Origin of the sequence: Actinokineospora auranticolor (assembly GCF_041897805.1) — a bacterium.
GTDB classification, from domain to species: Bacteria; Actinomycetota; Actinomycetes; order Mycobacteriales; family Pseudonocardiaceae; genus Actinokineospora; species Actinokineospora auranticolor.
This window is the reverse complement of record NZ_CP154825.1, coordinates 262457-288762: the sequence shown is the minus strand read 5'-3', so window position 1 is coordinate 288762 and position 26306 is coordinate 262457. Positions and strand designations below refer to the sequence as shown.

The 26306-nt window shown below is 67.9% G+C and carries 29 protein-coding genes and 1 tRNA gene; 13 read left to right on the top strand and 17 right to left on the bottom strand.

Features of this window, described 5'->3' with window-relative positions; genetic code table 11:
• Nucleotides 1-32: 32 nt before the first annotated feature.
• Together V5P93_RS01480 and V5P93_RS01475 are read left to right on the top strand one after the other, a co-directional pair.
• Nucleotides 33-830 (top strand): MBL fold metallo-hydrolase, encoded by a 798-nt coding sequence (locus V5P93_RS01480; protein WP_104480942.1) that lies wholly within the window; start codon nt 33-35, stop codon nt 828-830.
• A complete protein-coding gene (locus tag V5P93_RS01475) occupies nt 827-1711 on the top strand; it encodes a Gfo/Idh/MocA family protein (RefSeq protein WP_104480802.1) in 885 nt (294 codons plus the stop codon). The genes V5P93_RS01480 and V5P93_RS01475 overlap by 4 nt, the downstream gene beginning before the upstream one ends.
• A 725-nt stretch (nt 1712-2436) precedes the next feature.
• Here V5P93_RS01475 and V5P93_RS01470 read toward each other — a convergent pair.
• From V5P93_RS01470 to V5P93_RS01455, 4 genes are read right to left on the bottom strand one after another with little or no spacing between them, the layout of a single operon-like run.
• On the bottom strand, nt 2437-3387 hold the full coding sequence (locus V5P93_RS01470; RefSeq protein ID WP_104480803.1) for a hypothetical protein: 951 nt from the start codon (nt 3385-3387) through the stop codon (nt 2437-2439).
• A gap of 26 nt (nt 3388-3413) precedes the next feature.
• Nucleotides 3414-4007 (bottom strand): hypothetical protein, encoded by a 594-nt coding sequence (locus V5P93_RS01465; protein ID WP_104480804.1) that lies wholly within the window; start codon nt 4005-4007, stop codon nt 3414-3416.
• Nucleotides 4004-4459: a RidA family protein gene (locus V5P93_RS01460; RefSeq protein ID WP_104480805.1), complete on the bottom strand. Its 456-nt coding sequence runs from the start codon at nt 4457-4459 to the stop codon at nt 4004-4006. The genes V5P93_RS01465 and V5P93_RS01460 overlap by 4 nt, the downstream gene beginning before the upstream one ends.
• A 1-nt stretch (nt 4460) precedes the next feature.
• Complete coding sequence (locus V5P93_RS01455; protein WP_104480806.1) at nt 4461-4628, bottom strand: DUF4177 domain-containing protein; 168 nt, start codon at nt 4626-4628, stop codon at nt 4461-4463.
• A 178-nt stretch (nt 4629-4806) separates the two neighbouring features.
• Between V5P93_RS01455 and V5P93_RS01450 the strand changes: the two genes are divergently transcribed.
• The 3 genes from V5P93_RS01450 (at nt 4807) to V5P93_RS01440 (ending at nt 7239) form a co-directional block, all read left to right on the top strand.
• Nucleotides 4807-5055 carry a hypothetical protein gene (locus tag V5P93_RS01450; protein WP_104480807.1) on the top strand — a complete coding sequence of 83 codons (249 nt, stop codon included), beginning with the start codon at nt 4807-4809 and terminating at the stop codon, nt 5053-5055.
• A 64-nt stretch (nt 5056-5119) separates the two neighbouring features.
• Nucleotides 5120-6121 carry an ArsA-related P-loop ATPase gene (locus V5P93_RS01445; protein ID WP_104480808.1) on the top strand — a complete coding sequence of 334 codons (1002 nt, stop codon included), beginning with the start codon at nt 5120-5122 and terminating at the stop codon, nt 6119-6121.
• The gene (locus V5P93_RS01440; protein WP_104480809.1) at nt 6118-7239 is read left to right on the top strand and encodes an ArsA-related P-loop ATPase; all 1122 of its coding nucleotides are present in this window, start codon (nt 6118-6120) and stop codon (nt 7237-7239) included. Before V5P93_RS01445 ends, V5P93_RS01440 begins: the two co-directional genes overlap by 4 nt.
• A 165-nt stretch (nt 7240-7404) precedes the next feature.
• Here V5P93_RS01440 and V5P93_RS01435 read toward each other — a convergent pair whose 3' ends face one another.
• Entirely contained in the window at nt 7405-7719 is a 315-nt protein-coding gene (locus V5P93_RS01435; RefSeq protein ID WP_104480810.1) for a WhiB family transcriptional regulator, read from the bottom strand.
• 261 nt (nt 7720-7980) lie between these two features.
• Between V5P93_RS01435 and V5P93_RS01430 the strand changes: the two genes are divergently transcribed.
• On the top strand, nt 7981-10491 hold the full coding sequence (locus V5P93_RS01430; RefSeq protein WP_181043645.1) for a penicillin-binding protein: 2511 nt from the start codon (nt 7981-7983) through the stop codon (nt 10489-10491).
• A gap of 80 nt (nt 10492-10571) precedes the next feature.
• A complete protein-coding gene (locus tag V5P93_RS01425) occupies nt 10572-11027 on the top strand; it encodes a hypothetical protein (protein WP_146108165.1) in 456 nt (151 codons plus the stop codon).
• Here V5P93_RS01425 and V5P93_RS01420 read toward each other — a convergent pair.
• The gene (locus tag V5P93_RS01420; RefSeq protein ID WP_104480813.1) at nt 11005-11475 is read right to left on the bottom strand and encodes a GatB/YqeY domain-containing protein; all 471 of its coding nucleotides are present in this window, start codon (nt 11473-11475) and stop codon (nt 11005-11007) included. The two genes, V5P93_RS01425 and V5P93_RS01420, sit on opposite strands and share 23 nt — an antisense overlap.
• A gap of 115 nt (nt 11476-11590) precedes the next feature.
• Here V5P93_RS01420 and V5P93_RS01415 point away from each other — a divergent pair, with 115 nt between their 5' ends.
• A complete protein-coding gene (locus V5P93_RS01415; protein WP_245931453.1) occupies nt 11591-12568 on the top strand; it encodes a metallophosphoesterase in 978 nt (325 codons plus the stop codon).
• A gap of 17 nt (nt 12569-12585) precedes the next feature.
• A tRNA-Pro gene (locus tag V5P93_RS01410) sits at nt 12586-12659 on the top strand.
• Nucleotides 12660-13634: 975 nt separating this feature from the next.
• Here the strand turns inward: V5P93_RS01410 and V5P93_RS01405 are convergent.
• Nucleotides 13635-14255 carry a hypothetical protein gene (locus V5P93_RS01405; RefSeq protein WP_146108166.1) on the bottom strand — a complete coding sequence of 207 codons (621 nt, stop codon included), beginning with the start codon at nt 14253-14255 and terminating at the stop codon, nt 13635-13637.
• Nucleotides 14256-14478: 223 nt separating this feature from the next.
• Here V5P93_RS01405 and V5P93_RS01400 point away from each other — a divergent pair, with 223 nt between their 5' ends.
• Nucleotides 14479-14937, top strand: a complete 459-nt coding sequence (locus tag V5P93_RS01400) for a hypothetical protein (protein ID WP_146108167.1) — start codon at nt 14479-14481, stop codon at nt 14935-14937.
• 6 nt (nt 14938-14943) lie between these two features.
• On the top strand, nt 14944-15105 hold the full coding sequence (locus V5P93_RS01395) for a hypothetical protein (RefSeq protein WP_181043646.1): 162 nt from the start codon (nt 14944-14946) through the stop codon (nt 15103-15105).
• Between the two features lie 153 nt (nt 15106-15258).
• Here the strand turns inward: V5P93_RS01395 and xerC are convergent, their stop codons facing one another.
• The 9 genes from xerC to V5P93_RS01350 all read right to left on the bottom strand — a co-directional run bounded on the left by xerC (nt 15259) and on the right by V5P93_RS01350 (nt 23129).
• Nucleotides 15259-16437 (bottom strand): tyrosine recombinase XerC, encoded by a 1179-nt coding sequence (xerC, locus tag V5P93_RS01390; protein ID WP_104480814.1) that lies wholly within the window; start codon nt 16435-16437, stop codon nt 15259-15261.
• Complete coding sequence (locus tag V5P93_RS01385; protein ID WP_245931455.1) at nt 16421-16651, bottom strand: helix-turn-helix domain-containing protein; 231 nt, start codon at nt 16649-16651, stop codon at nt 16421-16423. The genes xerC and V5P93_RS01385 overlap by 17 nt, the downstream gene beginning before the upstream one ends.
• A gap of 112 nt (nt 16652-16763) precedes the next feature.
• The gene (locus V5P93_RS01380) at nt 16764-17795 is read right to left on the bottom strand and encodes an AAA family ATPase (RefSeq protein ID WP_245931456.1); all 1032 of its coding nucleotides are present in this window, start codon (nt 17793-17795) and stop codon (nt 16764-16766) included.
• Nucleotides 17792-18685, bottom strand: coding sequence for a bifunctional DNA primase/polymerase (locus V5P93_RS01375; RefSeq protein WP_104480816.1), 894 nt, complete (start codon nt 18683-18685; stop codon nt 17792-17794). Before V5P93_RS01375 ends, V5P93_RS01380 begins: the two co-directional genes overlap by 4 nt.
• Nucleotides 18686-19126: 441 nt before the next feature.
• Nucleotides 19127-21289, bottom strand: coding sequence for an FtsK/SpoIIIE domain-containing protein (locus tag V5P93_RS01370; protein WP_104480817.1), 2163 nt, complete (start codon nt 21287-21289; stop codon nt 19127-19129).
• Nucleotides 21286-22092, bottom strand: coding sequence for an ABC transporter permease (locus V5P93_RS01365; RefSeq protein WP_104480818.1), 807 nt, complete (start codon nt 22090-22092; stop codon nt 21286-21288). Before V5P93_RS01365 ends, V5P93_RS01370 begins: the two co-directional genes overlap by 4 nt.
• A gap of 160 nt (nt 22093-22252) precedes the next feature.
• Nucleotides 22253-22642, bottom strand: coding sequence for an RRQRL motif-containing zinc-binding protein (locus V5P93_RS01360; protein WP_219824062.1), 390 nt, complete (start codon nt 22640-22642; stop codon nt 22253-22255).
• Nucleotides 22639-22908: a hypothetical protein gene (locus tag V5P93_RS01355; RefSeq protein ID WP_104480819.1), complete on the bottom strand. Its 270-nt coding sequence runs from the start codon at nt 22906-22908 to the stop codon at nt 22639-22641. The genes V5P93_RS01360 and V5P93_RS01355 overlap by 4 nt, the downstream gene beginning before the upstream one ends.
• Nucleotides 22905-23129, bottom strand: a complete 225-nt coding sequence (locus tag V5P93_RS01350) for a hypothetical protein (RefSeq protein WP_104480820.1) — start codon at nt 23127-23129, stop codon at nt 22905-22907. Before V5P93_RS01350 ends, V5P93_RS01355 begins: the two co-directional genes overlap by 4 nt.
• A gap of 187 nt (nt 23130-23316) precedes the next feature.
• Between V5P93_RS01350 and V5P93_RS01345 the strand changes: the two genes are divergently transcribed.
• The gene (locus tag V5P93_RS01345; protein WP_104480821.1) at nt 23317-24168 is read left to right on the top strand and encodes a GntR family transcriptional regulator; all 852 of its coding nucleotides are present in this window, start codon (nt 23317-23319) and stop codon (nt 24166-24168) included.
• The gene (locus tag V5P93_RS01340; protein WP_245931457.1) at nt 24165-25076 is read left to right on the top strand and encodes an NAD(P)-dependent oxidoreductase; all 912 of its coding nucleotides are present in this window, start codon (nt 24165-24167) and stop codon (nt 25074-25076) included. The genes V5P93_RS01345 and V5P93_RS01340 overlap by 4 nt, the downstream gene beginning before the upstream one ends.
• A gap of 11 nt (nt 25077-25087) precedes the next feature.
• Here the strand turns inward: V5P93_RS01340 and V5P93_RS01335 are convergent, their stop codons facing one another.
• On the bottom strand, nt 25088-26293 hold the full coding sequence (locus V5P93_RS01335; RefSeq protein WP_104480822.1) for a helix-turn-helix transcriptional regulator: 1206 nt from the start codon (nt 26291-26293) through the stop codon (nt 25088-25090).
• Nucleotides 26294-26306 lie beyond the last annotated feature (13 nt).

The window sequence follows — 26306 nt, the reverse complement described above, 5'->3', positions numbered from 1 at the left end:
AACCGCCACCGGGGGCCGATAGTGTGCGGGACGTGACGCACCCGGCCTACGCCGTCGTCCGCCAGGTCACCCCGTACGCCGGGGTGTTGTTGGAGGACAACCCCAGCGTGATGACCCTCGACGGCACGAACACCTGGATCCTGCGCGCTCCGGGGTCCGCCGATGCCGTAGTGGTCGATCCCGGCCATGAGGACATCCCGCACTTGGAGCGAATCGTCGCCGCCGCAGGGACCATCGAGGCAATCCTCATCACCCACCACCACGACGACCACGTTGGCGGTGCGCCATGGCTCGCTCGTCACGCCGCTGCGCCGGTCCGCGCGTTCGACCCCGCGTTGTGTGTCGATGGGGCGCCGTTGACCGACCGCGAGGTCGTAGTGGCTGCGGGGTTGGAGATCGAGGTACTGCACACCCCGGGGCACACGGCGGATTCGCTGTGTCTTGCCGTTAACCACGACGAGCCCGCTGTTCTTACCGGCGACACGGTTTTGGGCCGGGGCACCACTGTGATCTCCCCGCCGCCGGATGGCTCTCTTGGCGCTTACCTGAGCTCTCTGCGGACTCTGATCGCCTTCCGCTCCGGTACGCGTGTTCTTCCCGGCCATGGCCCGGATTTGCCTGATCTGCCCGTAGTGGCGCAGGAATACCTCACCCACCGCGAACAGCGTCTCGACCAGATCCGCGCCGCCTTGGCGCACCTCGGTTCGGACGCCACACCGCGCCAAGTGGTCGAACACGTCTACGCGGACGTCGACCCGTCGCTTTGGCCCGCCGCCGAGTGGTCGGTGCGGGCGCAGTTGGAGTACCTCAACCAGGGATTGGGCAGATGAGCGCTGACGTGGTGCGGGTCGGGTTGGTCGGGGCCGGGCCGTGGGCTCGGAACGTGCACGCGCCGGGGCTGCTGGCGCACCCGGGAACCGAGCTGGCGGCGGTGTGGGCCCGACGGCCGGAGGCCGCCGCGGAGTTGGGGGCGCCGGTCGTCGCGGACTTCGACGCCCTGCTCGGCCAGGTCGACGCGGTCGCGTTCGCGGTACCGCCCGCGATCCAGACCGAACTCGCGATCAAGGCGGCCCGCGCGGGCAAGCACGTGCTGCTGGAGAAACCCATCGCGGACACCCTCACCAACGCCGAGCGGCTGGCCGACGCGGTCGCGGAGGCGGGGGTCGCGTCGATCGTCGTGTTCATCCGCCGGTTCGCCCCGGAGGTCGTCGACTGGCTGGCCGACCTGGACGGCACCGACGGCTGGGCGGGCGGCACGGCCCGCTGGCTCTCCGGCGCCCTGCTCGGCGGCGCGTACTCGTCGTCCGCCTGGCGCCACGAAGGCGGCGCGCTGGCCGACATCGGACCGCACGTCTTCGACCTGCTGGACGCCGCACTCGGCCGGATCACCGACGTGGTCGCCGCACACCGCAGCGAACCAGACCTGTGGAACTTCGTCCTCACCCACGAAGACACCCGCACGAGCACCGCAACCCTGTCGATGCGCCTACCCATGCGCCCCACCATCACAGAGGTCTCGGTCTACGGCGAAGCGGGCTACCGCGAACTGACCGGCCGCTCAACCCCCGCCCAAGACTCCTACAAAACCCTCCTAGACGAATTCACCACAATGGTCCACACAGGACAAACCACCCACCGCGCAGACGCCCACCGCGGCCTCCACATCCAGCGAATCCTGAACACCGCAAGCAAGGCCGCCCAGCGGAACTAACACCCGCCGCCACAATCCCGCCGCCTCGTGAAGCCCCACCCCGAGCCCAAGCGCAGCCCCCGCCCTCCTCTTGGGGGACAGCCCTGCTCCAGTCTATCGGGGGTGGGGTGCGGCGGAAGGGGTGGCGATTTCCTGTGGATGATTCCGGCGCATGTGGATGGAGGTCCGCCTAGCAAGATCAATTCGGCGGACTTGGTTCGCCTTGAGCCAGAAGAGCGGGCGACAGGGCCGCGCAGGGCGATGGGCGAACACGCCTTGTCCGCGATCCCATTCGGCCAGGTCCAGGGATGCCCGCCGCCGGAACGAACGCTCCGGAGTCCATCGAGCGGCGGCACGCACCGGGGATCATTCCCAGACCGGCCGCGCTGCATCCGCAACCCGCCACACCAAGATCAAAGCGAGTCGATGGACGGGCCCACTTGCCGGACGTCCTGTTCGTCAGGAGCGAGAGCGCGACGGAAGGCGGCGATTTCCCGTCAACGGTTCCAGCGCATGTGGACAGAGCCCGGCCGAGCAAGATCGACTCGACTGGCTTCGGTTCACCGTGAAGCCGGAACCGGACCGCAGGCGACAGGACCGCGCGACGAGCGCGCTTCGACCTGATCGGCGAAGAAGAACGGGTCCAAGTTGCCAACAACCAGCCAGGAGCGTGGTGGCTCGACGAACCGACCACGCCCCTTGGAGCAGGAGCAACGAGAACCCGCCCGGGCTTCGTGAGCCAGGAGCTAGGAGTGCTTGCTCTCCGGTGGTTGCAGGGGCAGCCCGTTGACCATGGTCGAGCTGTTGGCCTCGTGCCAGTCGAACGGCTGCCCGCCTGCGCCGAGGTCGCCTTGCCAGTCCGGTTGAGTCGGGTCCGTCTGCTCGCGACGGGCCAACTCCTCCTGTAACTGGCGCAGCAGGCCCAACTCCTGGTCGTTCAGCGAGTCGTCAGCCGGAGGCGCGGACGGCGGAATGTCCTCAGAGGCCGGGATCCACTGCTCGGCGATCTTCTTCTTCGACGCCTTCACAGGATTCCCTTTGGGCACCACCGCGGGCGGTGTGCGCGGCACCTGTACCTCCGTGGCGTAGCGCATGGCCGTGTGGTGGTAGTCCGTCGGTTCCGTACCGTCCCGCAGGACCTCGACCGACGCCGTCAGGCCCGCCCGGCGCAGGGACGTCTCCACCCGGTACGCGGTGGCCGCCGCCGAGCCCGTGGGGCCGACGCCGACCAGCACGACCCGGTGCGGGACCGCGCCCGTAGCCGCGCCCGCCGGGGTGAGGCGCCAGACGGCCCACACCGCGCGGATGTCGGGCAGGGCTTCGAGGACTCGGCTGGCCGCTTCGGCTACGCCCTCCTCCGGGCCGATGCCGTCGACCTTGCCCGCGGCGAAGCGGTGGCGGGTGACCAGGTCGGGCTCGGCGACGCGCACCCGGCCGACCACTCCGGGGTCGCTGTAGGTGGCGCCGAACAGCGCGAGCAGCTCCTCCCGCTCGGCCGTGCCGATGCCCACGTGCCCGGCGACCAGGCACCCGGCGATCATCTCCAGCGACCGGTCGATCTCGGCCGAGGCCAGCAGTTCCCTGGCGTCGGCGAGCGCGTCGTCGTCCAGCCTGCCCGCCAGGGCCAGCAGGAGGTCGTGCACCCGGACCGGCAACGCCACCCCCGCCCATCCCTTGCCCGCGGCGACCTGCGTCACGTTCCGTCCCCTCCCACTCGGCGGTGCTAGCTGGAGACCAGTTGGTCCTGGGCGACCAGCGGCTCCGATGCGGCGAACGCGGCCCGGTGGTAGCGCGGCGGCTCCATCGTGCGCGGCAGCACCTCGACCGCGGGCTCGTACGTGCCCAGGGCACGCAGCACCCGCTGCAGCTCCCCGGTCAGGTGGGCCCCGTCGCCCGACGTGGTCACCAGGACCACCCGGGTCGCCGAACCGCCGCCGGAGCGGCTGCGCCGCCAACTCGACCGCGCCTCGACCACCTCGGGGCGGCCCCGCAGGATCGCGCCGAGCACCACCGCGACCGAATCGCCCATGCTCACCCAGTCAGGTGACTCCGCGGAGAAGGTGTAGTCGACTTCGACGATTTCGTCCACCCACGGCAGCGCGTTCAGCCGTTCGGCATCCGCACCGTGCGCCATCAGAGCGTTGACCGCGAGCTTGTACTCCTCAGGTGTAATCGCCACCTTTTCCCGGAGCAGCGTCAGCGGCAGTGAACGGGCCACGGCGTCGAGCGCGTCGGCGGCCAGCCAGTCGCGGAACCGCCACAGCTGGCGGTCGCTCATCCGCCCCGCTAAGCGGAGCAGCAGTTCGTGGGCGCTCATCCGACCTCCACCACCAGTTCGACCTCGACCGGGACCCCGAGCGGCAACTCGGCCACGCCGACCGCGGACCTGGCGTGCCTGCCGACCTCGCCGAAGACCTCGGCGAGCAGGTCGGAGGCGCCGTTGAGCACCGCGGGCTGGCCGGTGAACCCACCGGCGGAGGCCACGAACCCGACCACCTTCACGACCCGGACCACCGAGTCGATGCCGACCAGGGCGTCCACCGCGGCCAGGGCGTTGAGCGCGCAGACCCGGGCCAGCCGCTGGGCCTCCTCGGGGCTGACCTCCGCGCCGACCTTGCCGGTGGCCGCGACCGCGCCGTCGACCAGCGGGATCTGCCCCGCGGTGAAGACCAGCGCGCCCGCGCGCACGGCCGGGACGTAGGACCCGGCGGGCGCCGCGACCGGCGGCAGGTCGATCCCCAGCTCGGCGAGCCGAGCGCGCCAGGACACCTCAGCCGACCTTGGGGCGCTTGAGGTAGGCGACCAGCTGCTCGCCGGTCGGACCGGGCAGCACCGACACCAGCTCCCAGCCGTCCTCGCCCCACTGGTCGAGGATCTGCTTGGTCGCGTGGATCAGCAGCGGCACGGTGGCGTACTCCCACTTGGTGAGCTCGGACAAGGCGGGTCCTTATCATCGGAGGTCGGCCAGGTCAACGACCAGGCTGCACGCGTCGCAACCGGGTAGGCCACACCCTAGCCGCACACCGGTCGAGAGGTCCCGGGCCGGGGCCGTGCGATCCGACCCGGTTCACCGACGAGGGTGCGGGCTGACCGAGAGTGGTCGGTACGGTTGCGCCATGGAGTCGTGGCGGATCATCGCGACCACGCTGCTCGGCGTGAGCGGACTGGTGCTGGTGCTGGTCACCATGGCCAAGGTCCGCGACCGGACCGGGTCGGCCACCTCGGTCGCCGTCTCCGGCGTGGTCGCGCTGACCCTGCTCGGGCTGCTCGGCCTGCTGACCACCACGGTGCTGGCCGCGCCGCTGGTGTGGACCCTGGTGATCGTGGTCGGCGCGGCCGCGTCGGTCATGCTGCTGGTCGGCTGAGCGGGCCCCGAGCGATGCGCCACTCGAACGGCGCCCCGGGTAACCGGGCATTTACGCTGAAACCGTGACCACCCCTGTCGTCGGCTGGACGGAGCAGATCGCCCGGGCCCGGCTCCACGTGGTGACCGGCAAGGGCGGGACCGGCAAGTCCACCGTGGCGGGCGCCCTCGCGCTGGCGCTGGCGACCGGTGGCAGGCGCGTCCTGCTGGTGGAGGTCGAGGGCAGGCAGGGCATCGCCCAGCTCTTCGACCGGCCGCCGCTGCCCTACGCGGAGGAGCGGGTGGCCGCCGCGCCGGGCGGTGGCGAGGTGCGGGCGCTGCACGTCGACGTCGAGGCGGCGCTGCTGGAGTACCTGTCGATGTTCTACAACCTCGGCTTCGCGGGCCGCACGCTGCGCAAGATGGGCGCCATCGAGTTCGCCACCACCCTCGCGCCCGGCCTGCGCGACGTGCTGCTCACCGGGAAGATCAAGGAGTGCGTCACCCGCGCCGAGGACGGCAGGCACGTCTACGACGCGGTGGTCGTCGACGCGCCGCCGACCGGCCGGATCGTGAAGTTCCTCGACGTCACCAAGGCCATGGCCGACCTGGCCAAGGTCGGCCCGATCAAGGGCCAGAGCGACGGCGTGGTCAAGCTGCTGCACTCCGGCGACACCGCCGTGCACCTGGTGACCCTGCTGGAGGAGATGCCGGTGCGCGAGACCATCGAGGCCGTCGAGGAGCTCGACGCCGCCGACCTGCGACCGGGGGCGATCCTGCTGAACCGGGTCCGGCCGCCGCGGCTGCCCGCCCGCTCGGTCACCGCCGCCGCCGACGGCCGGGTCGACGCGGCCCGGATCCGCGACGGCCTCACCTCCGCTGGGTTGGCGCTGTCCGACGCGCAGGTCGACGGCCTGGTCGAGGAGACCGTCGAGCACGCCATCCGGGTGCAGGCCGAGCAGCGGGCGCGCACCCAGCTGGCCGAGGTGGACCTGCCCGCGGTGGAGCTGCCCGAGGTGGTCGACGGCATCGACCTGGGCACCCTCTACGAACTGGCCGAGGCGCTCGTCGACCAGGGGGTCCGATGAGCGCCCTCGAGGTCGACGCGCTGATCGACGACCCCGGTACCCGCGTCGTGGTGTGCTGCGGCTCCGGCGGCGTCGGCAAGACCACCACCGCCGCGGCGATCGCCGTGCGCGCCGCCGAGCGCGGCCGCGACACCGTGGTGCTGACCATCGACCCGGCCCGGCGGCTCGCGCAGGCGCTGGGCCTGGCCGAGCTGGGCAACGTGCCGCGCGAGGTCGCGGTGCCGGGTTTCGCGCCCAAGGGCTCGCTGAGCGCGATGATGCTGGACATGCGGCGCACCTTCGACGACATGGTGCTCGCGCACGCCGGGCCGAAGCGGGCCGAGGAGGTGCTGGCAAACCCGTTCTACCGGACCATCTCCTCGTCGTTCTCCGGCACGCAGGAGTACATGGCGATGGAGAAGCTGGGCCAGCTCGCCGCCGACGGCACCTGGGACCTGATCGTGGTCGACACCCCGCCGTCGCGGTCGGCGCTGGACTTCCTGGACGCGCCGCGGCGGCTGTCCACCGCGCTGGACGGTCGGATGATCAAGCTGCTGACCGGACCGGCCCGCGCGGGCGGTTGGGGGCTGCGCAAGGTGGTCAGCGCCGGGTTCGGGCTGTTCGCCAAGGCCGTGTCGGCGATCGTGGGCGGCCAGATGCTGGCCGACGCGTCGGCGTTCGTGCAGGCCTTCGACGGGATGTTCGGCGGGTTCCGGGAGCGCGCCCAGCGCACGTACGAGCTGCTGCGCTCGGACGGCACGGCGTTCCTGGTGGTCGCCGCGCCCGAGCCGGACGCGCTGCGCGAGGCCAGCTTCTTCGTCGAGCGGCTGGCCGAGGAGTCCGTCCCGCTGGCGGGCCTGGTGGTCAACCGGACGCACCCGGCACTGGCGAAGCTGCCCGCGGCCAAGGCGCTCGGGGCCGCGGACTCGCTGGCGGCCCGCGGCGACGCCCCGCTGGCGGCGGCCGTGCTGCGGCTGCACGCCGACCGGGTGGCGCTGGCCCAGCGCGAGCGCAGGCTGGTCAGCCGGTTCACCAAGGCGCACCCCGGGGTGGCGCTGGCGCACGTGCCCGCGATGGCGGCCGACGTGCACGACCTGGCCGGGCTGCGGGAGATCGGCGACCGGCTGGCCGGGGCCTGACGACCTCCCGCACCGGGCCACCGCGCGCTGGCGACCCGAGCAAGTGACGGAGATCACCCTCGGGTGATCAACGCGTCAGCGGACTACCGCCCGCTCTCGAGTGCCGATCAACCCAGGACCGGGATCACCCTGACGCGGCCGGACCACCGGGCGCGGACGTCGGGATCATCCGACGCGGGCGTCGATGTCGTCGTAGGTGTGCCTGCGGCGGGCGTCGTCGAGCAGTTCGCGCCACGAGGCCACGTCCGGCCTGCGGCGCAGCAACGCCCTGCGCTCCCGTTCGGTCATGCCGCCCCACACGCCGAATTCGATTCGGTTGTCGAGCGCTTCCGCCAGGCATTCCGTGCGCACCGGGCACGCGATGCAGACCATCTTGGCCTTGCGCTGCTCGGCGCCCCGGACGAAGAGCCCGTCCGGGTCCTCGTCTCGGCACGTCGCACGGACACGCCAGTCGACCTGTGGCTGAGCGTCGAGATGCATATCCCCCACCCCTGTCGTCGTCGCGACCCTGTAACCCGGTACCCCCCGGTACCGGTGCCTTGCAGCTCCACCGCGGGACCGCGAGTAGCCGTTCGGCGCTGTCGTGAGACGTTGACGAACTCTAGTGGGTCCCGGTTCCATCGAGAACGCAGGTGGAGGTTCCCGTTACGAAAAGTCAATACGCCAGGTGGTGTCGTCGAAAAGGCACTTCGCGTGACGGCTTCACCGGTGCTCCAACCGGGTCACGCGTAGGCTGGCCCCGTGCGTGTGGGAGACAGCCTGCTGAAACTGCTCGGACTTTGCCTGCTCGCGGGCGTGCTGCTGGCGGGGATGCTGTTCCCGGTCGTCGGCGCGCTGGGGGTCGCGTCGAACCGGGCGAGCGACACGATCGACAGCGTGTCGGCCGACCTGGTGTCCACGCCGCAGCCGCTGATCACCACGATCACCGACAGCGCGGGCAACCCGATCGCCTCGCTCTACGACCAGTACCGGCTCCCGGCGACCGCCGACCAGATCTCCCCCACGATGAAGGCCGCGCTGGTCTCCGTGGAGGACCGCCGCTTCTACGAGCACCACGGCGTCGACTGGAAGGGCACCATCCGCGCCGCGGTCTCCAACCAGACCGGCGGCGAGACCCAGGGCGCGTCCACGCTCACGCAGCAGTACGTGAAGAACTACTTGATCAACGTGGTCAACCGGGACAACAAGGTCGAGCAGAGCAAGGCCCAGGAGCAGACCATCGCGCGCAAGCTGCGCGAGGCGCGGATCGCCATCCAGCTCGAGCAGAAGATGAGCAAGGAGGAGATCCTCACCGGTTACCTCAACGTGATCGAGTTCGCCTACGAGGTCTACGGCATCGGGGCGGCGGCGCACGCGTACTTCGGCACCACACCGGACAAGCTGACCGTCTCGCAGTCCGCGCTGCTGGCGGGCGCGGTGAACAACCCGGTGCTGTACAACCCGTGGCGCAAACCGTCGGAGACGTTGGCCCGGCGCAATTTCGTGATCGACAAGATGGTCGAGAACCAGAAGCTTTCCCCGTCGGCCGCCGCGGAGGCCAAGAAGGAGCCCCTGGGCGTCCTCCCGAAGGTGGACAAGCCCGCCGCGAACTGCGTCGGCGCGGGCCCGGAGTACGGCTTCTACTGCCAGTACGTCTTCGAGTACCTGGAGAAGGTCGGCTTCACCGAGGACCAGCTCAAGACCGGCGGCTACACGATCAAGACCAGCCTGGACGCGCGCGCCACGCAGCTGGCCAAGCAGGCGGCCGAGGCCGAGGTCCCCAAGACCCAGCCGGGCATCGCCAACACCATGGCGGTCGTCCAGCCGGGCAAGGAGCGCCACCAGGTGCTGGCCCTGGTCGCCAACCGCGACTACGGCCTGGACCCCGCCCAGGGCCAGACCACCTACGGCCTGCCGAGCCGGGTGGCCAACAAGTTCGGCGCGGGCTCCATCTTCAAGATCTTCACCACCGCCGCCTACCTGGAGAAGGGCGGCGGCATCATGAACGTCATCGACACGCCCACCTCCTACGAGTCCCAGGTCTTCACCGGCGGCGGGAAGAGCTGCAAGCGCACGGACAAGCCGAACGACGGCGACAACCGCAAGTACTGCCTGAACAACGCGGGCAAGGGCTACCCGCCGAACATGACCGTGCAGGACGCGCTGGGCACGTCCCCGAACACCGGGTTCGTGATCCTGGAAGAGCGCGTCGGCATGGGCGCGGTCGTGGACATGGCCAGCAGGCTCGGCCTGCGCGAGACCATGGCGGCCAACAGCTACGGCGTCACCCCCGACCCCAACTCGGCCGACGACCGCAACCGGATGCCGCAGAGCGACTTCTTCAAGCCGACCCAGGGCAACCCCGCGGGTCGCGCGTCCTTCACCCTGGGCCCGGGCCCGGTGAGCACGCTGGAGCTGGCGAACGTGGGCGCCACGATCATGAGCGGCGGCGTGTGGTGCCCGCCGACGCCGATCGTCGAGGTGCTCGACCGCGAGGGCAAGAAGATCGACGTCAACGAGGCCCCCTGCGAGCAGGCCGTCGCCGAGCCGCTGGCGAACACGCTGGCCACCGGGATGTCGAAGGACGACACCATGGCGAACGGCACCTCGCGCGCCGCCGCCCAGTCGGTCGGCTGGAACCGCCCGATGGCGGGCAAGACCGGCACCACGCAGGAGTTCAAGTCGGCGGGCTTCGTCGGCGCCACCCCGCAGTACGCGGCGGCCGTGCTGACCTTCAACGACAGCCCCAAACCGCAGGGCCTCTGCGACACCGACCCACCGCGCCTCTGCGGCACCGGCGGCAACATCTTCGGCGGCAAGGTCCCGGCCCGGACCTGGTTCGCGATGATGTCGAAGTACATGGAGGGCATGCCGGTGGCCCCCCTGCCCCCGACCGATCCCCGCTACCTCGACGGCGGCGACGGGTCCAAGGTGCCGGACGTGACCAACAAGAGCCAGCAGGAGGCCACGGACATCCTCCAGGGCGCCGGCTACAAGGTCGTGGCCCAGAGCCGCAACGACGCCCGCAAGAAGGGCACCGTGGTCGCCCAGTCCCCGCGCGGCGGGGCCATCCAGGGCGAGACGATCACGATCTTCGTGAGCACGGGGTACGTCCCGCCGCCCAAGACGAGCGACGTCCCGCCGACGGGCGACCCGGGCTTCCCCGATCCGGGCTTCCCCGGCGGCCCGGGCAACGGCGGCGGCCAACCCAGCATCCCCGGCAGGCCCGGCAGACCACCGATCACGATCGTCCCGCCCGCAGCGGGCGGCTGACCCCAACGATCAGGTAGCGCCCGGGTTCCGATCCCACGGAACCCGGGCGCTGTCGGTTCGCGCTCTGCTCGGATGACGTGGTGACCACGACACACGAGCGGTTATCGAGGAGTTGGGGCGGCAGTCCGGTGCCGGGCTGCCTCATGCTGCTGTTCCTGTTCGTCGTACTGCCGCTCTACTTCTTCTTCAGGTCCATCTCGCCGGGACACCCGACCGAAGTAGCCGAGGACGACGCCTGGGAGGGGATCCGGGCAACGGAGGAAAGGCTGCGCGCCTTGCCGGTCACCGCAGACGACACCGCGATCGCGGCGGCGGTCGAGGCAGACGGGCAGCTCCGCGGGATCACCCGGGACGCGGCGAAGGTCACCGCGACCGCGACCTACCAGGGGAGCGGGCCCGCGTTCATCTTCGTCACCCAGGTGATGGTGTGCGCCGACTTCACCCTTACCGTCGACAACGGCCGGTGGGCGGTGTCGTCCGCCGAGAGCCCGGACTGCGCGGCCGTGCCGATATCTACGACGTCAACCTCTTCTTGACGACGGCGGCGACCCGGCCACCCTCGGCGCGGCCCGCGACCTTGGCGTTGGCGGCCTTCATGACCTGGCCCATCTGGCGCGGACCCGGGGCCTCGCCGAGCTGCTCGGTGACCTCGGCGACGGCGGCGTCGACCAGGGCGGTCAGTTCGTCGTCGGCGAGCTGCTGGGGCAGGTACTCGTTGAGGACCGCGGCCTCGTCGAGCTCCAACTGGGACTGCTCGGCCCGACCGGCGCCCGCGAACGCCTCGGCGGCCTCCTTGCGCTTCTTCACCTCGCGGGCCAGCAGCTTGAGCACCTCGTCGTCGGTGAGCTGCCGGGCCGAGTCACCCGCGACCTCCTCGTTGGCGACGGCGGTCAGCGCCATGCGCAGCGTCGCGGTGCGGGTCTTCTCCCGGTTCTTCATCGCGGAGGTCAGGTCCGCCTGGAGGCGGTTCTTGAGGTCGGCCATGTCTGAAGAGGCTACTGGGGCCGCCAACCGGATATCCGCCAAGGTCAGGCGGGTGGACGGGGTAACCCGTCCGACGGTTGCGGGCCGGGGCGGGCCAACCCGTACCCTCGGGAGTGTGAGTGACGCAGTGAGCACCCTCGGCCGCAAAGCCCTCCGGGCCGCCATCGGCACCGCCGCGCTGGGCGCGGCGACCCTCGCCTACGCGGCGGGCTACGAGCGGACGAGGTGGACGCTGCGCCAAGCCACGCTGCCGGTGCTCGCCGAAGGCGCCCGCCCCCTGCGCGTGCTGCACATCTCGGACCTGCACATGCTGCCCGGCCAGAAGTCGAAGCAGCGGTGGGTGGCCGCGCTCGACGAGCTGAACCCCGACCTGGTCGTCAACACCGGCGACAACCTGGCCCACCGCCAGGCCGTCCCCGCCGTGGTGCGCGCTCTGGGCCCCCTGCTCAACCGCCCCGGTGTCTTCGTCTTCGGCAGCAACGACTACTACGCGCCCAAACCGAAGAACCCCGCGCGCTACCTGTTCCCGTCGAACAAGCGGATCCACGGCATCCCGCTGCCCTGGAAGGACCTGCGCGCGGCGATGCTGGAGCGGGGCTGGATCGACCTCACCCACACCCGCAAGCTCTTCACCGTCGACGGCCGCACCATCGCCGCGGCCGGAGTGGACGACCCCCACCTCCGCCGCGACCGCTACGACGAGATCGCGGGCAAACCCGACCGCCAAGCCACCCTGAGACTGGGCGTCACCCACTCCCCCGAACCCCGAGTCCTGGACCGGTTCGCCGAGGACGGCTACGACCTGGTCATGGCGGGCCACACCCACGGCGGCCAACTCCGCATCCCGGGCTACGGCGCGATCGTCACCAACTGCGACCTGGACCGCAGCCGAGCCCGCGGCTCGTCACGGTGGGGATCGGAGACGTGGCTGCACGTGTCCGCGGGACTGGGCACCTCGCCGTACGCCCCGGTCCGCTTCGCGTGCCCGCCCGAGGCCAGCCTGCTGACCCTCGTACCCCGCACGACCAGCACAGACCCGGCCCTGGACGGCTCAAGGGGAGCCCGGTTCGGAGCCGGTGCACGCGTCAGGTAAGCTTCTCTCGTTCCCACCGGGGTGTGGCGCAGCTTGGTAGCGCGCTTCGTTCGGGACGAAGAGGTCGCAGGTTCAAATCCTGTCACCCCGACGCAGGTCAGGCCCTGTCCACTTAGGTGCGGACAGGGCCTGATCTCGTTTCTGCTTGACTAACTGCTTGTCTACGCTCCCCTGCTTGTCGAGCGGGTGGCTCACGGGATCCACAGACCGCTCGGCGAGCGCACTAGGGTGGGCGCCAGGCGGTGGCCCGGCTCCGGCAGGGTCAGGACACCTGCTCGATGTGCCGAGGCCCCCGCGGTCGTGTTTCCAGACGCGGCCCCCGCCGAACTCCTCGGCGAGGATGCGCAGGCCGGTGTAGCACTGCACGTGCCGCGTTCCCACCAGTCGATGCGCTCAGCCAGCCGTAGGACCTCGCCAGCCTTGCCGACTTCCACCTCCAAACTAACGGCATGAATCGCGACGTCGGTCGACCCCGAACGCCGTCCCACGCCGCGTTGCACTCCCCCCGCCACTGCCGCCACCCGGGCTGCTACAGCGCTTGTTTCACCCGCCCATGAGGTCACCTGCCCGCACCTGCCACAGGGGCTACGGACAGCAGAGCGCCCCTGCATCGCGAGGCCATCACGGGTTTCACTGGCGGAGCTATCCCGAAAACCTCCGGCACGTGAGCAACTACTGCTTCGACACCCTCCATCTGTCCATCGGCGAGAAGGACATGGGCCGAATTCCAGGACGCAACACCTTGCGCCAGGGTTTTCCAGAGAACTCTGAAACCAGCATCGTCCGACCAGCCGCAATCTCCGCCAGTTTGCTGTATCGAGCTGGCGAACTCTGCCAGATTCGCCAGGCATCGATAATGCGCTGCCGGATGCCAGCGACATGGAGTACCTCGTCTTTTGCCAGGAACCGTGAGGGCACGACAAGTAGCTGTACCAGTCGGGGGTGATGTCTGGACAGCGGTCTCCGTGGGCGCTGTGTTGGGTAGCCCACCGATCAACAGCGAAGCGCTTCTACGAGGTTGAGCAGCGTAGACGATGCAGAGTCTTCTGCCGCATCGACGGGTAGACTATCTTGACTCGTAGTATATAGTGGCACATTGCCCGAAGTTGTACATCATTCGCGCAGTTAGTGCTCCACTCACAACCGGGGCGACAAATGGTATTGCACGCGAAATTCCTTGCTTGCTCGCCTCTTCATTGACTTTACTAACGAACAAGGTGGAGAGGCCCTTTAAATTGTGTTTGACTGTCTCAAGAAGGGGCGCTTCCAGCTTCGTAGTAAGTAGTTTGACGAGCAATTCTGACGATAGCGTCAACCCTACGCCCAGCCCCGCACGAACAAGAGGCGCTCCTGCGGCTGACAGATCTCTGCCAGACTTGGTGGCCCAAAGCTCAGTGATTCTGAGGATATCGTCCAGCGGGTCCAATTTAACCCCCAGGTGATATCCAATTCCCCAGGCAGTGTGGGCCATTTTTCGATATGTAAACACAAGCGAAGGCAAAGTCAGCGCAAGTGAAACGCCAGGAACGGCACTGCTCGCCATAGATACTGAAACAGCTTGCAATCCCTGCGCCCACCTCCACCGGATCTGCGAGACGTGGCTTTCTGCACTTTCTTTGACCTTTTCAGCGTCTCCAATGACCGCAGTAAACACTCTCTCGAAAACAGTTTCTTCCTTGTGATTCATTGGCTCAACCACTTCTTGGCTGTTACGTGGGCGATGCCAGGCAGTTCTACCATGTGTTGACCCATCGCGACAAGGATCACACAGACTCCTAAGTTAGAATTAGGGTTGAGTGCGTGGGAAGTTCCCACTCGATGGCACACTATCCGCCACAAGCCCCATTCCACCTTCTAAGCTACGAAAAATGGCGCTGGCCCGAAGATGCAAGGAGGTCTAAAGTAGTTTCGTGCCAGACGAGAATGACCCCGATCAGCACGAGGTGCAGAAGCTCGTCCATGACGAAATATCGAGCCGTATCGAAAGACAGGACCTCGATGGGACGCAAGTCGATAACAAGGCTACCGTCTTGATAGGCGTCTCGGCTGCAGCTGCACAATACCTTGCCACAAAAAATTCAAGCATTCTTTTCGCAAGCATTGCCTTCGGCATGTACGGGTTGGCATTCGTCTCTGCCGTGATGGTCATATCTATCAGACGGTATAGAGATCTACGACCCGCTGCGTTGATCGAGCTACTCGACGCCTCGAAAGAGGATGTTTTACATCGCTTGATTGCTATTCGGATTGAGATATATCAGCACAATTCTCTACGCTATCGACACAAAGCCATCTATTGGAGAATAAGCATTGCAGCCCTGACCACTGGCCTGATTACGTCAACTTCAGCAATCGCTCTCGGAAGGTAAGGTTAGATGAGCACAGACGCCGGCAAAGAATCTGATAGCGAACCGCAAAAAGGTTCCAAAGAAAGCCCCGATGCCAACATTGACGAGAAGGTCCAGAAATATCTCGCCAAGTGGTCAGATCGACGGTTTATCGATCAGCGAGAGAAGAATCCCCAGAACAGGCCCTAAAGACTTCGCGACCAGGTCACATGTGGTCGATTGACGCTCGCCCATGTGCATGCGCAATATGAGATCGGCGACTCCGTTGCTTAAGTCGAGCCATGTTCAGGCCCTGCCCGGTAAGCGGCAGGACCTGAACATGGCCGCACAAAGCTAACTTAATCAGCTCGGAAAGATTCGATCCATCGCTGTTGCGCCGTCCTCCACCACCGGGTTGAGCTGATGCCGGTAGACGGTCTCCGTTACCGCAGTGCTGCTGTGCCCCACCAAGCGTGAAATCTGCTCAAGGGTCAACCCACCATCCGACAGCAGCGACACGAAGCTGTGGCGTAGCTCCCGGGGCGTCCACTCGTTCGGGTTGAGGCCAGCCGCCTTGGCGAGCCTGCGGAACCCGCGCCGCACGTTAGCGGCGTCGAGCATGGTCCCGGTCTCGGAAGCGAACACCAGGCCGTTCTCCTGCCAGAGGTCACCGGCATCCTCCCGGACCTGTTGCAGCCGCACTTCCTGTGCCTCGAAGGCCGCCAAGCACCGGTCACCGATCCCTAGCGAGCGTCGGGACTTCCTGGTCTTGGTGTCACCGCCTGCCCGCACCGACCGCCACACATTGACGTGGGCTTTCGGCTTGTCGGCTTCGCTGGCGGCCCGGTTGGCAAGCTCTTCCTTGCTGACGCGAACCAGGTTCTTCCACGGCAGCGGACGCACTTCCTCCGTCCGGCAACCGCTCAGCAGGGACACGACGACGTAGGCCCCGATCGTCGAGTTGTCGCTTTCCGCCGTCAGTAGCAGCGCCTCAGCCTGCGCGTAGTTCAGCGACTTCGACGGTCGACCTGTCTTCCCAGTCGGACACTCGCACAGCATCACGACGTTGCGCTTCACCTTGTCGCGGGCCTGAGCGCGGTTGATCGCTCGGAGAAGGATGGACCGGATGTCCCGGAGTGTCCGAGTGCTCAGCTTCGTGGCCAGCCCGGCCAGCCACACGTCCACCTCGTCGGCGCTAAGTTCGCGGAGCTTTCGCGCGCCGATCAGTGGCGTGACGTGCAGATCTGCCAGGATGCGCAGCTTTTCGTGGGTGGCCTCTCCCCTGCCGGGCAGGCCGTAGGTCAGCCAGTCGTTGACCGCTTGGCCAACCGTGTACCCGTGCTGCGCGATGGCGAGACCGTCGTCGAAATCCCGGATGATTTCCTTGAGCTTGTTCTTGGCTTCCGTCTTGGTCTTGCCACTGGCGGTCTTGACCAGGCGTTTCCCGGCGGGCGTGTACCCGATGGTCAGGGAGGCAATCCACCGCTGACGCCGTTCATCCCAGTGAAGGCCACCGTCGCCGCGGCTACGCCGCTTGGTCATGGCACTCCTCAGCTTCCTTGATGAGCAATTGGACGTAGTCGTTGAGCGCGGCGGCAGGAATGCGGCGCGACTTGCCTTGGGTAACCGTCCGGAGACGTCCGGAGCGGATCTGTTCGTACAGGGCGGTTCTGCCGATGGAGAGCAGCCGCATCGCGTCGGCGACGGTGTAGAGGTGCCTAAGTGGAACGACAGTGGGAGTGAACTCCGCGGTCACGGTCAAGCCCCTTGAGATGGTGGTGGCCGGTGGGCTGACGTCGCATGGCGATCCCTTCCAGGGCAGGGGGTGACTGCGCGATTTCGCAGGTGTCACCCGGGGTTTCTGCTGATCAGGGGAGTGGCAGTGACACGGGTGACAGGGGTGACACAGCGGGGGCAGTGAGGGCGTCACCGGCCAGCGGGACGAAGTACCGGCCCGTGCTGTCTTTGGTGAGCTGGTTGTCCTCGACCATCCGCCCGCAGGTGCGCTTAGCGTTGTCGTTGGTGATGCCAGCACCTGCGGCGATGACCTTCGGGGTGCTGCCAGGGTTGTTCCGCAGGAACCGGAGGATGGCGGCCCGGGTGTCGCTGACCATGTGGTCCACTGCGGGGCCGTCGAGCATGTTCCAAGCCCCGTGTTCGGCATCGAAGGACAGGGCGTACTCGGCTTCCTCGACGTCGCGGCCGGTGACGTGCAACTGGCCGTCTGCGGCGTTCCGGCCCCGTTGGAGCACGAGCACCGCGTCCGCGGCTCCGGCGATGCCGTTGGTGCCGGAGACGGTCTGTAGGAAGTCCTCGGAGGCCGCTTTGCGCACGTGGGTGACCACCAGGACGGCGACGGCGTACTTGTCGGCGATGTACTTGATCCGGCCGATGGCGGCATAGTCCGCCGCGTACTGGCTGCCCGTGGTGTTCTCCCCACCACGCACCTTGGCCAACACGTCGATGACGACCAGGCGGGCGTCCGGGTTCCGGTCGAGCCACCCGCAGATGGCGCGGTCTCCCCCGTCCGCCAGTGGCGGGCACTCGGTGGCGAGGGTGAGCATCTGCGGCCCGGGAAGGCCAGCGAGCATCTTCCGCATCCGCGACTGCAACCGCCGGGCGGTGTCCTCCAGCGCGAGGTACAGCACCGGCCCGGACTCGCTGACGATGGAGCCGAACGCGGGCTGTCCACCCGCGATCGAGAGTCCCAACCCCAGCGACAGCCACGACTTGCCCACCTTCGGCGGCCCCGCGATCAGGTTGACTCCCTCGCAGATGACTCCCGGAACAGCCCACTTGGGCTCTGGGAAGTCAGCCGCCAAGAGCTGATCGGCGGTCCAGGCGGTGCGCAACATCAGCCCGTCTTCCTCGGGACGTAGTGGTCGCACGACGGCGTTCACGCGGCCACCTGCCGGGGGCGACGGGCACCGGCACGCAGTCCGGAGGTGATCGTGCTGTTGGCCGTGTGTGCGCTGTAGGCGTGAACGGCCAGGTGCCCGGACGCGGCCTGCAACAACGTCGCGCGCACGTCCTCCTCCGTGAGACCACCACCGGCCACGAGCTGGCCCAGCGCGCACGCGGCGATGTAGAGCGTCTGGTTGCGCTCACCGCCGGATGCACTCTCGACGCGGGCCACTTCCGCCGCGATAGCGGCGTCCAGGTAGCGGGAGCGGCGGTCGCGGCCGTGCAGCGTGATGGGTGCAGCCGGGGCGGTGGGCAGCGGCTTGGGGCGTAGCCGGTCGACCAGCCAGCCGGGCAATGGGATGACCGGCGCGTCATGCTCGACGACGTAAGGGCGTCCGTCCACCTCGGACCCCGGGCCAGCTACGCAGCCGCCACCGGCCCGGGTGTCGATGTGCCAGCCGAGTCCCTGACCACGGTCGCCAGCGGTGTTGCGGAAAGTCTCGCCGGTCGGTGCAGCGAAGTACAGGTGCAGGCCACCGGACGGGGTCGAGACGGTGAACGTGTCCAGCGGGAGCGGGGCGCTTGCCTGTTCGGCAAGGACGGCCAAGACGTCGAGCCCGCAGTGGACCCCGGGCAGGTTCCAGGCTTCCGGGGCGGTCTCCCCTGGCTTGGCGGTGTCCAGGTCGACGACGACCAGGTGGGCGGGGCCGGTGGCGATGCCGACGTTGTAGGCGCCCGTCGACCAGCACCGGGCGATGCGCTCGGGGTCGGTGGTGGCGCGGCGCTCCCAGTCGCGAACCGCGGGGCGCTTGCCGCCGGGGGTCATGGGGAAGACGGGCCAACCGCGGCCAGCCAGAGCCAGAGCGGCGGTGTGCATGGCGTTCATGTCGTGCGCTCCTGTGTGGATGATCGGGGGTGACTACCGGCGGCGATCACGGCGGACACGCGTCCAGGCGTTGTGGACTCGGCGGCCCACGCGGAGCCGGTATCCGCTGCCGCTGCACAAGCGGCAGGGGCGGAACGCGCGGATGAGCGGGGCGCGGTGGCGACCGGCGCCCTTGCAGCGGCGGCAGCGTTTGAAGGGCCAGATCGCGCACGTTGCGGCGTAACCAAGCGTGAACAGCGAGGCCAGGGTCAACGGATTGATCAGGAGTGCGGCGAGGGTGCTCACAGGAGGTCTCCTGGCTGATTTTGGGTGCGCGAGACCTGCGCCTCTAGGCGCTAGGACGCTGATCAGGGGTGTTGCAGTCGTCTAGAGGGGGCTCTAGGTCTAGAGGGGTCGGGATCTAGACCTAGAGCCGCGGTCGCGGGGCCATGACGGCGACCTCTAGCTACTCTTGGTAATTGCGTCGGCGATCCACTCGCGGTTGATGCCCATACGGTTCGCGCCCTTGCCGGTGGTCGGGTCGGTGCCCCACACCTGCTTGGTGGCGATGCCGTAGGGCTTGAGCGCTCCGGCTAGCTGGGTGGCCTTGGCCGAACCGGTGGCCAACTCTGCCCAAGCCCCGTAGGTCGACGGCCGGAGTTCGGCGAGACGGTCCACGATGGATTCCGACCACGCCTTATCCGCGTCACCGATGGCGGCCAGGACGTCATGCAACAGGGTCGTGTCGCCGCGGTCTTCAACCTCGACGTCGAGCCCCGCCGCGTAGCCGGTGAGCAAGCCAGCGGCAACGCGGATGGCGCGGGCGCGAGTGACGATCTTCTCGGCGGCAGGTGCGTCGATGTAGACGCCGCGCACGGTGCGCGGCTCATCGCCGTCACCCTTGAGGATTCCGATCCCCTTGTCGCTGAACGAGAATGCGGTGGCGCGGACACCGTTCTTGTACGACGACGTGCCCAAGACCATGTCGTTGGGAACCTGACCGGCCACCTTGAGGCAGAACCGGAGGACGGCGTTGTCGCTGATCTGCGTCGGGATGGACTTGGAGTCCGGGCGCTGGGTGGCCAGTAGCAGGGCGATCCCTGTTGCCGGGCCACGTTTGACCAGGTCAGTGCAGATTTCCTCGATCTCCGCACCGTAGTCGGGGTGCTCGAACCACACCTGACACTCGTCAGCACCGACCACGATCGGGTGCAGCCGCAAGGATTTCTTGCTGGCAAGCTCACTGGTCACTTTGGACTCAGGGCACAAGTCCTTGGGGAGTTCCCGGATGACCTTGGTTCGGCGCCGCATCTCTTCTCGCAGCGCACGGAGCGAGGTTAGGGCGTACTCGATGTCCTCCGGGTCGTCGCCGGCCCGGTACCGGTGGCTGACGGGTGCCAACGGCGACAAGTCGCCGGTGCCCTTGAGGTCGTACACGTGCAGTTCGGAGCGCGGGTCAAGGCAAGCGATCAGCAGCAACTCTCGCAGCGTGAACGTCTTGCCCATGCGCGGGACCGCGCCAATGATCCCGGCGATGAACATCAAGGTGATGTCGACCCACCGGCCGCGCTGGTCGGTGCCGAACGGCTGGGGCTTGAACAGGTCGATCGGCTCACCGCGGCGCAGCGGCCATGCGGGCTGCTTCGCCTTGCTCATGTCCTGGTCACCGACCCAGAGCACCAGGCGCCCGGGGTGGACCGCGGCGTTCCCCTCCGGCCACACGCACCCAAGCGGACGCCCCAATCCGGACGCCAATCGGTCCCGACGCTCGATGACGTCGCCCGCGGTGACGCCCGGCGGCAGGTCGACCTCTGCCCGCCAACCAGGCCCGTCACGGCTGATCGGCGCCGTGAACCCGATCGCGCGGCTGTTCTTGGCCATCGCCTGGTTGATCCCGGCGATGCCCAACACGGACAGGGCGCGTTCGACCACGTCAGAGGTGAGTTTCTGGACGTGGGCAGCGGTGACTGCCCGGCTGGCCACCGGCCGGTCAACCGGGGTGCCCAGCTTGCCCAGGATGCCCATCGCGATGCACCCGCAAGCCCAGATGACCCACTCAGGGGTGACCGTCGGCAAGATGAACAGCAAGACCGTCCCCACCGACGCGCCCAAGAGCAGCAGGAGTGTCCGCATCCGGACTCGTGCGTCGCGCTGCTGGGAGAGCTTGAGGTAGTGCTCGGCGTTGCCCTTCTCGGACATCTGCCGCCGGATCGAGCGCCCTTCGGCGTCGGAAACCCACCGACCGGTTGCGACTGCCAAGAGCAACGCGCCCGCAGGCGAACGGACTGCGAGTTTGAGCGCGTAGAGCGGCGACCGGAAGGCGTGGTATCCCGCACTGTGGGCGTAGTGCTTGGCGGTCCACTTCGCCGTGGCCTTGGCCTCTGCGAGGGTGCGCAGGTAGCTGGGGATGATCGGCAGCCGTTCGGCACCGCGGATGCGCTCGATCCATGACGTGGCCGGACCGTCGTCCACCTTGTCGACCAGCATCGGCGGCGAGTCGTCGACTGCCTCAGCCTCGACGACCTCACTTCCCGGGGCGGGCTCGGTAGTCGGTTCAGGTGAGGCCGAGGTGGTCCGGGCGAACGGGAGAACCACACCATCGGCGGTCGGCTCTGGCGTGGTCATCGGCCCTCCTCGTCTCGCATCAGGTGTGTCAACGCAGCAGCGCATCCGAGGACGACCACGGGCAGGCAGGACACGGGGGTGGTGATCTGCCATGGGGCTGAGGTCATCCCGGCAGCGGTCATCAAGTGGTACGCGACCTGACCGCAGGCACCCAGCACGAGCGCGCCGATCGCCGAGTTCCGGGCGAACTTGCGAGCCCGATCGGACCTGGATGCGGACAGCCACACCCGGAGGGCGAAGGCGGCGTACGCCTCAACACCGAGCGGCAGGGTGATCGCCGAATCGATCGTGAACTCATCGGCGATGCCGGGCAGCAGGGCGATCTCACCGAACCCGGTGAGCTTGCCCAGCCCCACCCAACCGCCCCAGATGGCGACGAACGCGCCTGCGGCGATCAGCAACAGCGCCCAAGAGTGCGCGCGCCATCCGACCTCCGAACGCTCGGAGCGCGTCGGAGCGTCTGGCGTCGGCTCCGGGTCTGCGGGGGCGCTGACCTTGGTAGAAGAGGTGCCCGCGCCGCTCTCCTCGATGACTTCGGAAGTGATCTCCGGCCCCGGGTTCACGGCGTCGGTCTCGGTGGGCGCGGCGATCTCATTCGCGTCCTCCGGGCCGTCGTCGACGACCGGGTTGGCGGGGTCGAACCCGGACGCCTTGACCGTGTCGAGCACGGCGGACGCCTTCGGCGCACCCACCTTGAATGTTTTGATGACCCGGTTGCGTGACGGCCACTCCCCCAAGTCCGCGGCAAGGTCGCGGACCTGGTCGGCGAGGACATCCAGCGGGGTCGGGTAGGCGCTGGTCATCGGTACTCCCCCGTCGTCGAGCGGCGGGAGCGGGGAAGGCTCGCCATGCAGGTGGATAGCATCGAGTCCCCACTGCCCTCGTGGTTGTTGGGTGCTCCGGACCGGCGGGCGTTCTTGGCGGAGTGGCCGCCGGTCCGGATGTTGAGCAGGCAGGCGGTCATCACGCGGCCTCACCGCCGCTCGTGCGGTCGCAGTCCCAGCAGCGACGCCCGTTGAACTTCGGCAGCCGGTAGGACGCGGTCCGTCCGCACTCCGTGCAGGTGCGCAGCACCTGATTGGCCTTCCACAACGAGTAGAGCTGCGCCGTGGTCGCGCCCGGGGACGGCTTGGCGGTGTCGAGCCGGTACAGCGCGGCCCAGGACTTGCCGCGGCGCCACTTGAGCTGCGCCACCCAGTCCTGACCACCGGGGCAGAGCCCGGCGTCCCGAAGTTGCCGCCTGGTCACGAGCCCTGCCGGAGCACTGCGGTAGCCGAACGTCGGCACGCCGTCGTCCATGCGGCCCGGCCAGCTCTGGCCGTTCCACGGCAAGGTGACCACCTGGGCGGTCATCGGGAGCCCCCCGGCCCCAGCTCGCCACGGGGACGGCGTTGGACCGGCTTGCGCGCGGGCTTGTCGTCCGTCCTCTCCGCCGTCGCGGTGACCGGGCCGGACTCGGCAACGCGCGCCTCGACGTAGACGCGAACACCGAACCCGCCGCGGTTGGGGTACTGGCGGCCGTTGCTGGCGGTCTCGATCCCGGCCGCGTTGAGGACGGCCAGGAGGCAGCCGATGTCCTCCGGCTCGCCGAGTAGCCGCAGACCCACGGTCCCGCTCACGCGGCCTCACCTCGCGGAACGACTGTGCGCACCGGCAGCGAGCGCACCTGCGCGCCCATCATCCGGTTCATCTCGCGGCGCGCCCGCCGCGTGTCGATCTCGTGCATGGCGAACGGGGAGGTCGGCCGGTGGATCGGCTCCACGGTCGCGTCCATCTCCGCCAGCAACGCGTCAACGATCGGCCCCGTGAGGCCGTCGGGGTAGTGACTGGGGTGAGTCACTTCGTACCTCGCTCTGGTCTCGCACCCTCCGACGTGGTGACCAGCGAAAGCTAACAGTTGTTTGGTCAGCGGGTCAACTGTTAGATGACAAATTCAGGTCAGATCGCTTTGACCAGGGGAGACGTGGCGAGATGCTGTTAGGCAACTGGTACGCTCACCTGACCAGCAACGCACGTTTGGAGCCCTCATGGCAGGCGAACCCCCTCGCCTCTCCCGTTCCGAGTCCCTGCACCAGCAACTCGCCCGCAACATCCGCAACGACATCGAGTCAGGGCGCCTGCGAGACGGGCAGCCCTTGCCGTCCACCCGGGATCTGGCGAAGCAGTGGCAGGTCAGCGTCTTCACGATCAACGAAGCGATGAAGCTGCTCATCGATGAAGGGCTGGTCGACAGCAGGCCGCGGGCCGGTCGGATCGTCACGGCCCCGGATCAGGCCAAGCGTGTCGAGGTGCGGACCAGCCGCCCCAAGGTGCTGCTGATCGGCGGCTACGCGGGCAGTGGGAAGACCGAACTTGGCCGCATTCTGGCCCGGGAAACCGGGTGGCCGATCCTGGACAAGGACACCCTGACCAGGCCCGTTGTCGAGGCCGCGCTTGAGTTCATCGGCTGCTCACCGAACGACCGGGAGTCGGAGAAGTACCTCACGGCCATCCGCCCGCGCGAGTACGAGGCCCTGCGCAGCGCCGTGATGGAGAACGTCCAGTGCGGCAACAGCGCGATCGTGACCGCTCCGTTCATCCGGGAACTGCGTGACCAAGCCTGGATCGACCGGACCCAAGCCACCTTCACCGCCGCAGACGCCGACGTCACCGTTGTGTGGGTCCACTGCGACATCGACACGATGCTGACCTACGTCCGCCACCGCGGTGCCGCCCGAGACGCCTCCAAACTCGACAACTGGACGACCTACGCCGCGTCCATCGACATCGACTTCCGCCCCCCGATCGACCACATCGTCATCGACAACAGCGCCACCGGCGCTCCCCTCCAGACGCAGGCCCGCGAACTCATCGCCACGATCCTGGGAGCTGACACGTGACCCCACCCGTACGCGTCCTCGTGAGTTGCGAGGAAGACGACCAGGTCGGTCACGACCTCCTCTCCCAGACCCCCGGCCTGGAAGTCATCCCCTACGACCCCAACTCCCCCGACCTGGACTCCCACCAGGCGTCGGCCCACGTCCTCATCCCGCCCTACCGCAGCAGCCACCGCCCCATCCGCCTACTGCCACTACTCCCCAACCTCCGCATGGTGCAACTCCTGTCAGCTGGCACCGACGAATGGGCACCCCACGTCCCTTACGGCATCACCCTGTCCAACGCCCACGGCGCCCACGCAGGCCCGGTCTCCGAGTGGATTCTCTCCGCCATCCTGACCCAGTACCGCCAATGGCCCGCCCTGGTCAGATTCCAAGACCAAGCCATCTGGGCACATCGCAAGTTCCACGCAGACACCCTCGCCGGAACACGCGTCCTCATCATCGGCGCAGGCAGCATCGGCATGGCCACCGCCCGCCGCCTCAAAGCCTTCGAGGCCGTCCCCACCCTCGTCGCCCGAACAGCCCGGGACGGCGTCCACGCCACCACCGACCTACCCGCCCTGATCCCGGGCCACCAGATCGTCGTGCTCACGGCACCCCTGACAGAGGCCACGCGTGGCCTGGTGAACGCAGAGTTCCTGGCCACCATGAACACCGGCGCCCTGCTGGTCAACGCCGCGCGCGGCCAAATCGTCGATACGACGGCCCTCGTACACGAACTCCAGCAAGAACGCCTAACAGCCGCCCTAGACGTCGTGGACCCCGAACCGCTTCCATCTGGTCATCCACTGTGGTCGTGCCCCGGAGTCCTAATTAGCCCTCACTCAGCCCGAACAGTACCTAGAACAAATGAGCTTTGCTACTCCGCCGCAAACCGACAAATCTGCGACAGGGCACTATCCGGCTGATTTCCTTGCACCTAGGCAACGCCGTAGTGAGCCGCAAGACCAGCAAATTGGCTGCCCTGTCGCCGGGTGGCGTCGTCGACCAGCTTTCGCATGACCGAACGCCCGAGAGGCTGACGTCTGGCCCAATCCGGAGATAGTTCACGAGCCTGGCCCAGGTAGCCGAGCGCAAGCCGCGGCTTCTTCAGCTTGACTGCGGCGCTGGCTAGATGGAGGCGGTGCCCCGATTCCCAGAATCGGGGCACAACGCCTTGGGCATCCGGAAGTCGCCGTGCGAGACTGAGACCTCGCTCGGGATCACCGTGTCGGATGGTGTGATCGACGCGTTGGAGTGCGGCTACGCGTGGGCCAAAGATCGCGACTTCGCTGGCTGAATCAACGCCAGCCCGTATGGCCGCGGCGGCAGCGACTGCCAAGAGATCTTCGGCGCGCTGTGCGCTACCTGACCGGTGTGCGGCGTTGGCGGCATTGAACAGCAGATTGCCGAACACACCAGCCCGCGTCGGGTCTCGGTCAAGCATCCTGGGTTCGATCCGCTCTGCCGCGACTACCGCGACGCGTTCCGCTTCGGCAGTACGGCCTTGACGAATCAGAGTCCAGACCAGGTACCGTGTCGATACCGCCGTGTCGACCTCCGGCGTATCGGATTGACGTGCGACATCGATCGCCTTCTCCGCAGCCGTCCAAGCCAGATCGTCCAATCCCAGCCGGCCAGCGATCCCGGCCCCCAGGCGGTACCCGACGGAGATCAGCCGACACGCTGTTGCCTTTTCGGCTCCGGAGGACGCGTGTATCAGCCGCCGAGCGTCGGTAAGCAGCGCAGGCAGCCTCTGTAGAAGCTCATCGTGCCTGCCATCGACGTAGGCGCGCCATGCCTTGTGCGCCTCAACGGCAAGCGCACGAGCACACACAACCTCATCTGTCTCGGTGAACTCGGTCAAGCCTGGCACGTCACCGGTCGGGGTGATCGCCCGGCGCAGACTGGTTATGTCCGCATCGGAGCCATTCAGCGTGGCCAACCGCCCTTGCAAAGCGTCAGAACTGACGCCGAGTGCCGCGGCTAGCTTGTCAATGGTGCCCGGGCGGGTCGTCTGCCGCTCGCCGCGTTCGATGCGGCCAACCGTGTCCACACTTACGTCGGCCGCGACGGACAACGCTTCCTGCGAGAGATCGTTCGCCTTGCGAAGACGGGACAGGTTGGTCGCCAACGCGTCAGACACAGCCGCCTCCCAG

Coding starts and splice junctions, on each gene's coding strand:
- V5P93_RS01435 (WP_104480810.1), bottom strand. CDS start 7,719: ATGCATCTCGACGCTCAGCCACAGGTCGACTGGCGTGTCCGTGCGACG.
- V5P93_RS01345 (WP_104480821.1), top strand. CDS start 23,317: ATGGCAGGCGAACCCCCTCGCCTCTCCCGTTCCGAGTCCCTGCACCAG.
- V5P93_RS01365 (WP_104480818.1), bottom strand. CDS start 22,092: ATGACCAGCGCCTACCCGACCCCGCTGGATGTCCTCGCCGACCAGGTC.
- V5P93_RS01420 (WP_104480813.1), bottom strand. CDS start 11,475: ATGGCCGACCTCAAGAACCGCCTCCAGGCGGACCTGACCTCCGCGATG.
- V5P93_RS01450 (WP_104480807.1), top strand. CDS start 4,807: ATGGAGTCGTGGCGGATCATCGCGACCACGCTGCTCGGCGTGAGCGGA.
- V5P93_RS01475 (WP_104480802.1), top strand. CDS start 827: ATGAGCGCTGACGTGGTGCGGGTCGGGTTGGTCGGGGCCGGGCCGTGG.
- V5P93_RS01370 (WP_104480817.1), bottom strand. CDS start 21,289: ATGACCACGCCAGAGCCGACCGCCGATGGTGTGGTTCTCCCGTTCGCC.
- V5P93_RS01465 (WP_104480804.1), bottom strand. CDS start 4,007: ATGAGCGCCCACGAACTGCTGCTCCGCTTAGCGGGGCGGATGAGCGAC.
- V5P93_RS01395 (WP_181043646.1), top strand. CDS start 14,944: ATGAGCACAGACGCCGGCAAAGAATCTGATAGCGAACCGCAAAAAGGT.
- V5P93_RS01405 (WP_146108166.1), bottom strand. CDS start 14,255: ATGAATCACAAGGAAGAAACTGTTTTCGAGAGAGTGTTTACTGCGGTC.
- V5P93_RS01360 (WP_219824062.1), bottom strand. CDS start 22,642: ATGACCGCCCAGGTGGTCACCTTGCCGTGGAACGGCCAGAGCTGGCCG.
- xerC (WP_104480814.1), bottom strand. CDS start 16,437: ATGACCAAGCGGCGTAGCCGCGGCGACGGTGGCCTTCACTGGGATGAA.
- V5P93_RS01440 (WP_104480809.1), top strand. CDS start 6,118: ATGAGCGCCCTCGAGGTCGACGCGCTGATCGACGACCCCGGTACCCGC.
- V5P93_RS01375 (WP_104480816.1), bottom strand. CDS start 18,685: ATGAACGCCATGCACACCGCCGCTCTGGCTCTGGCTGGCCGCGGTTGG.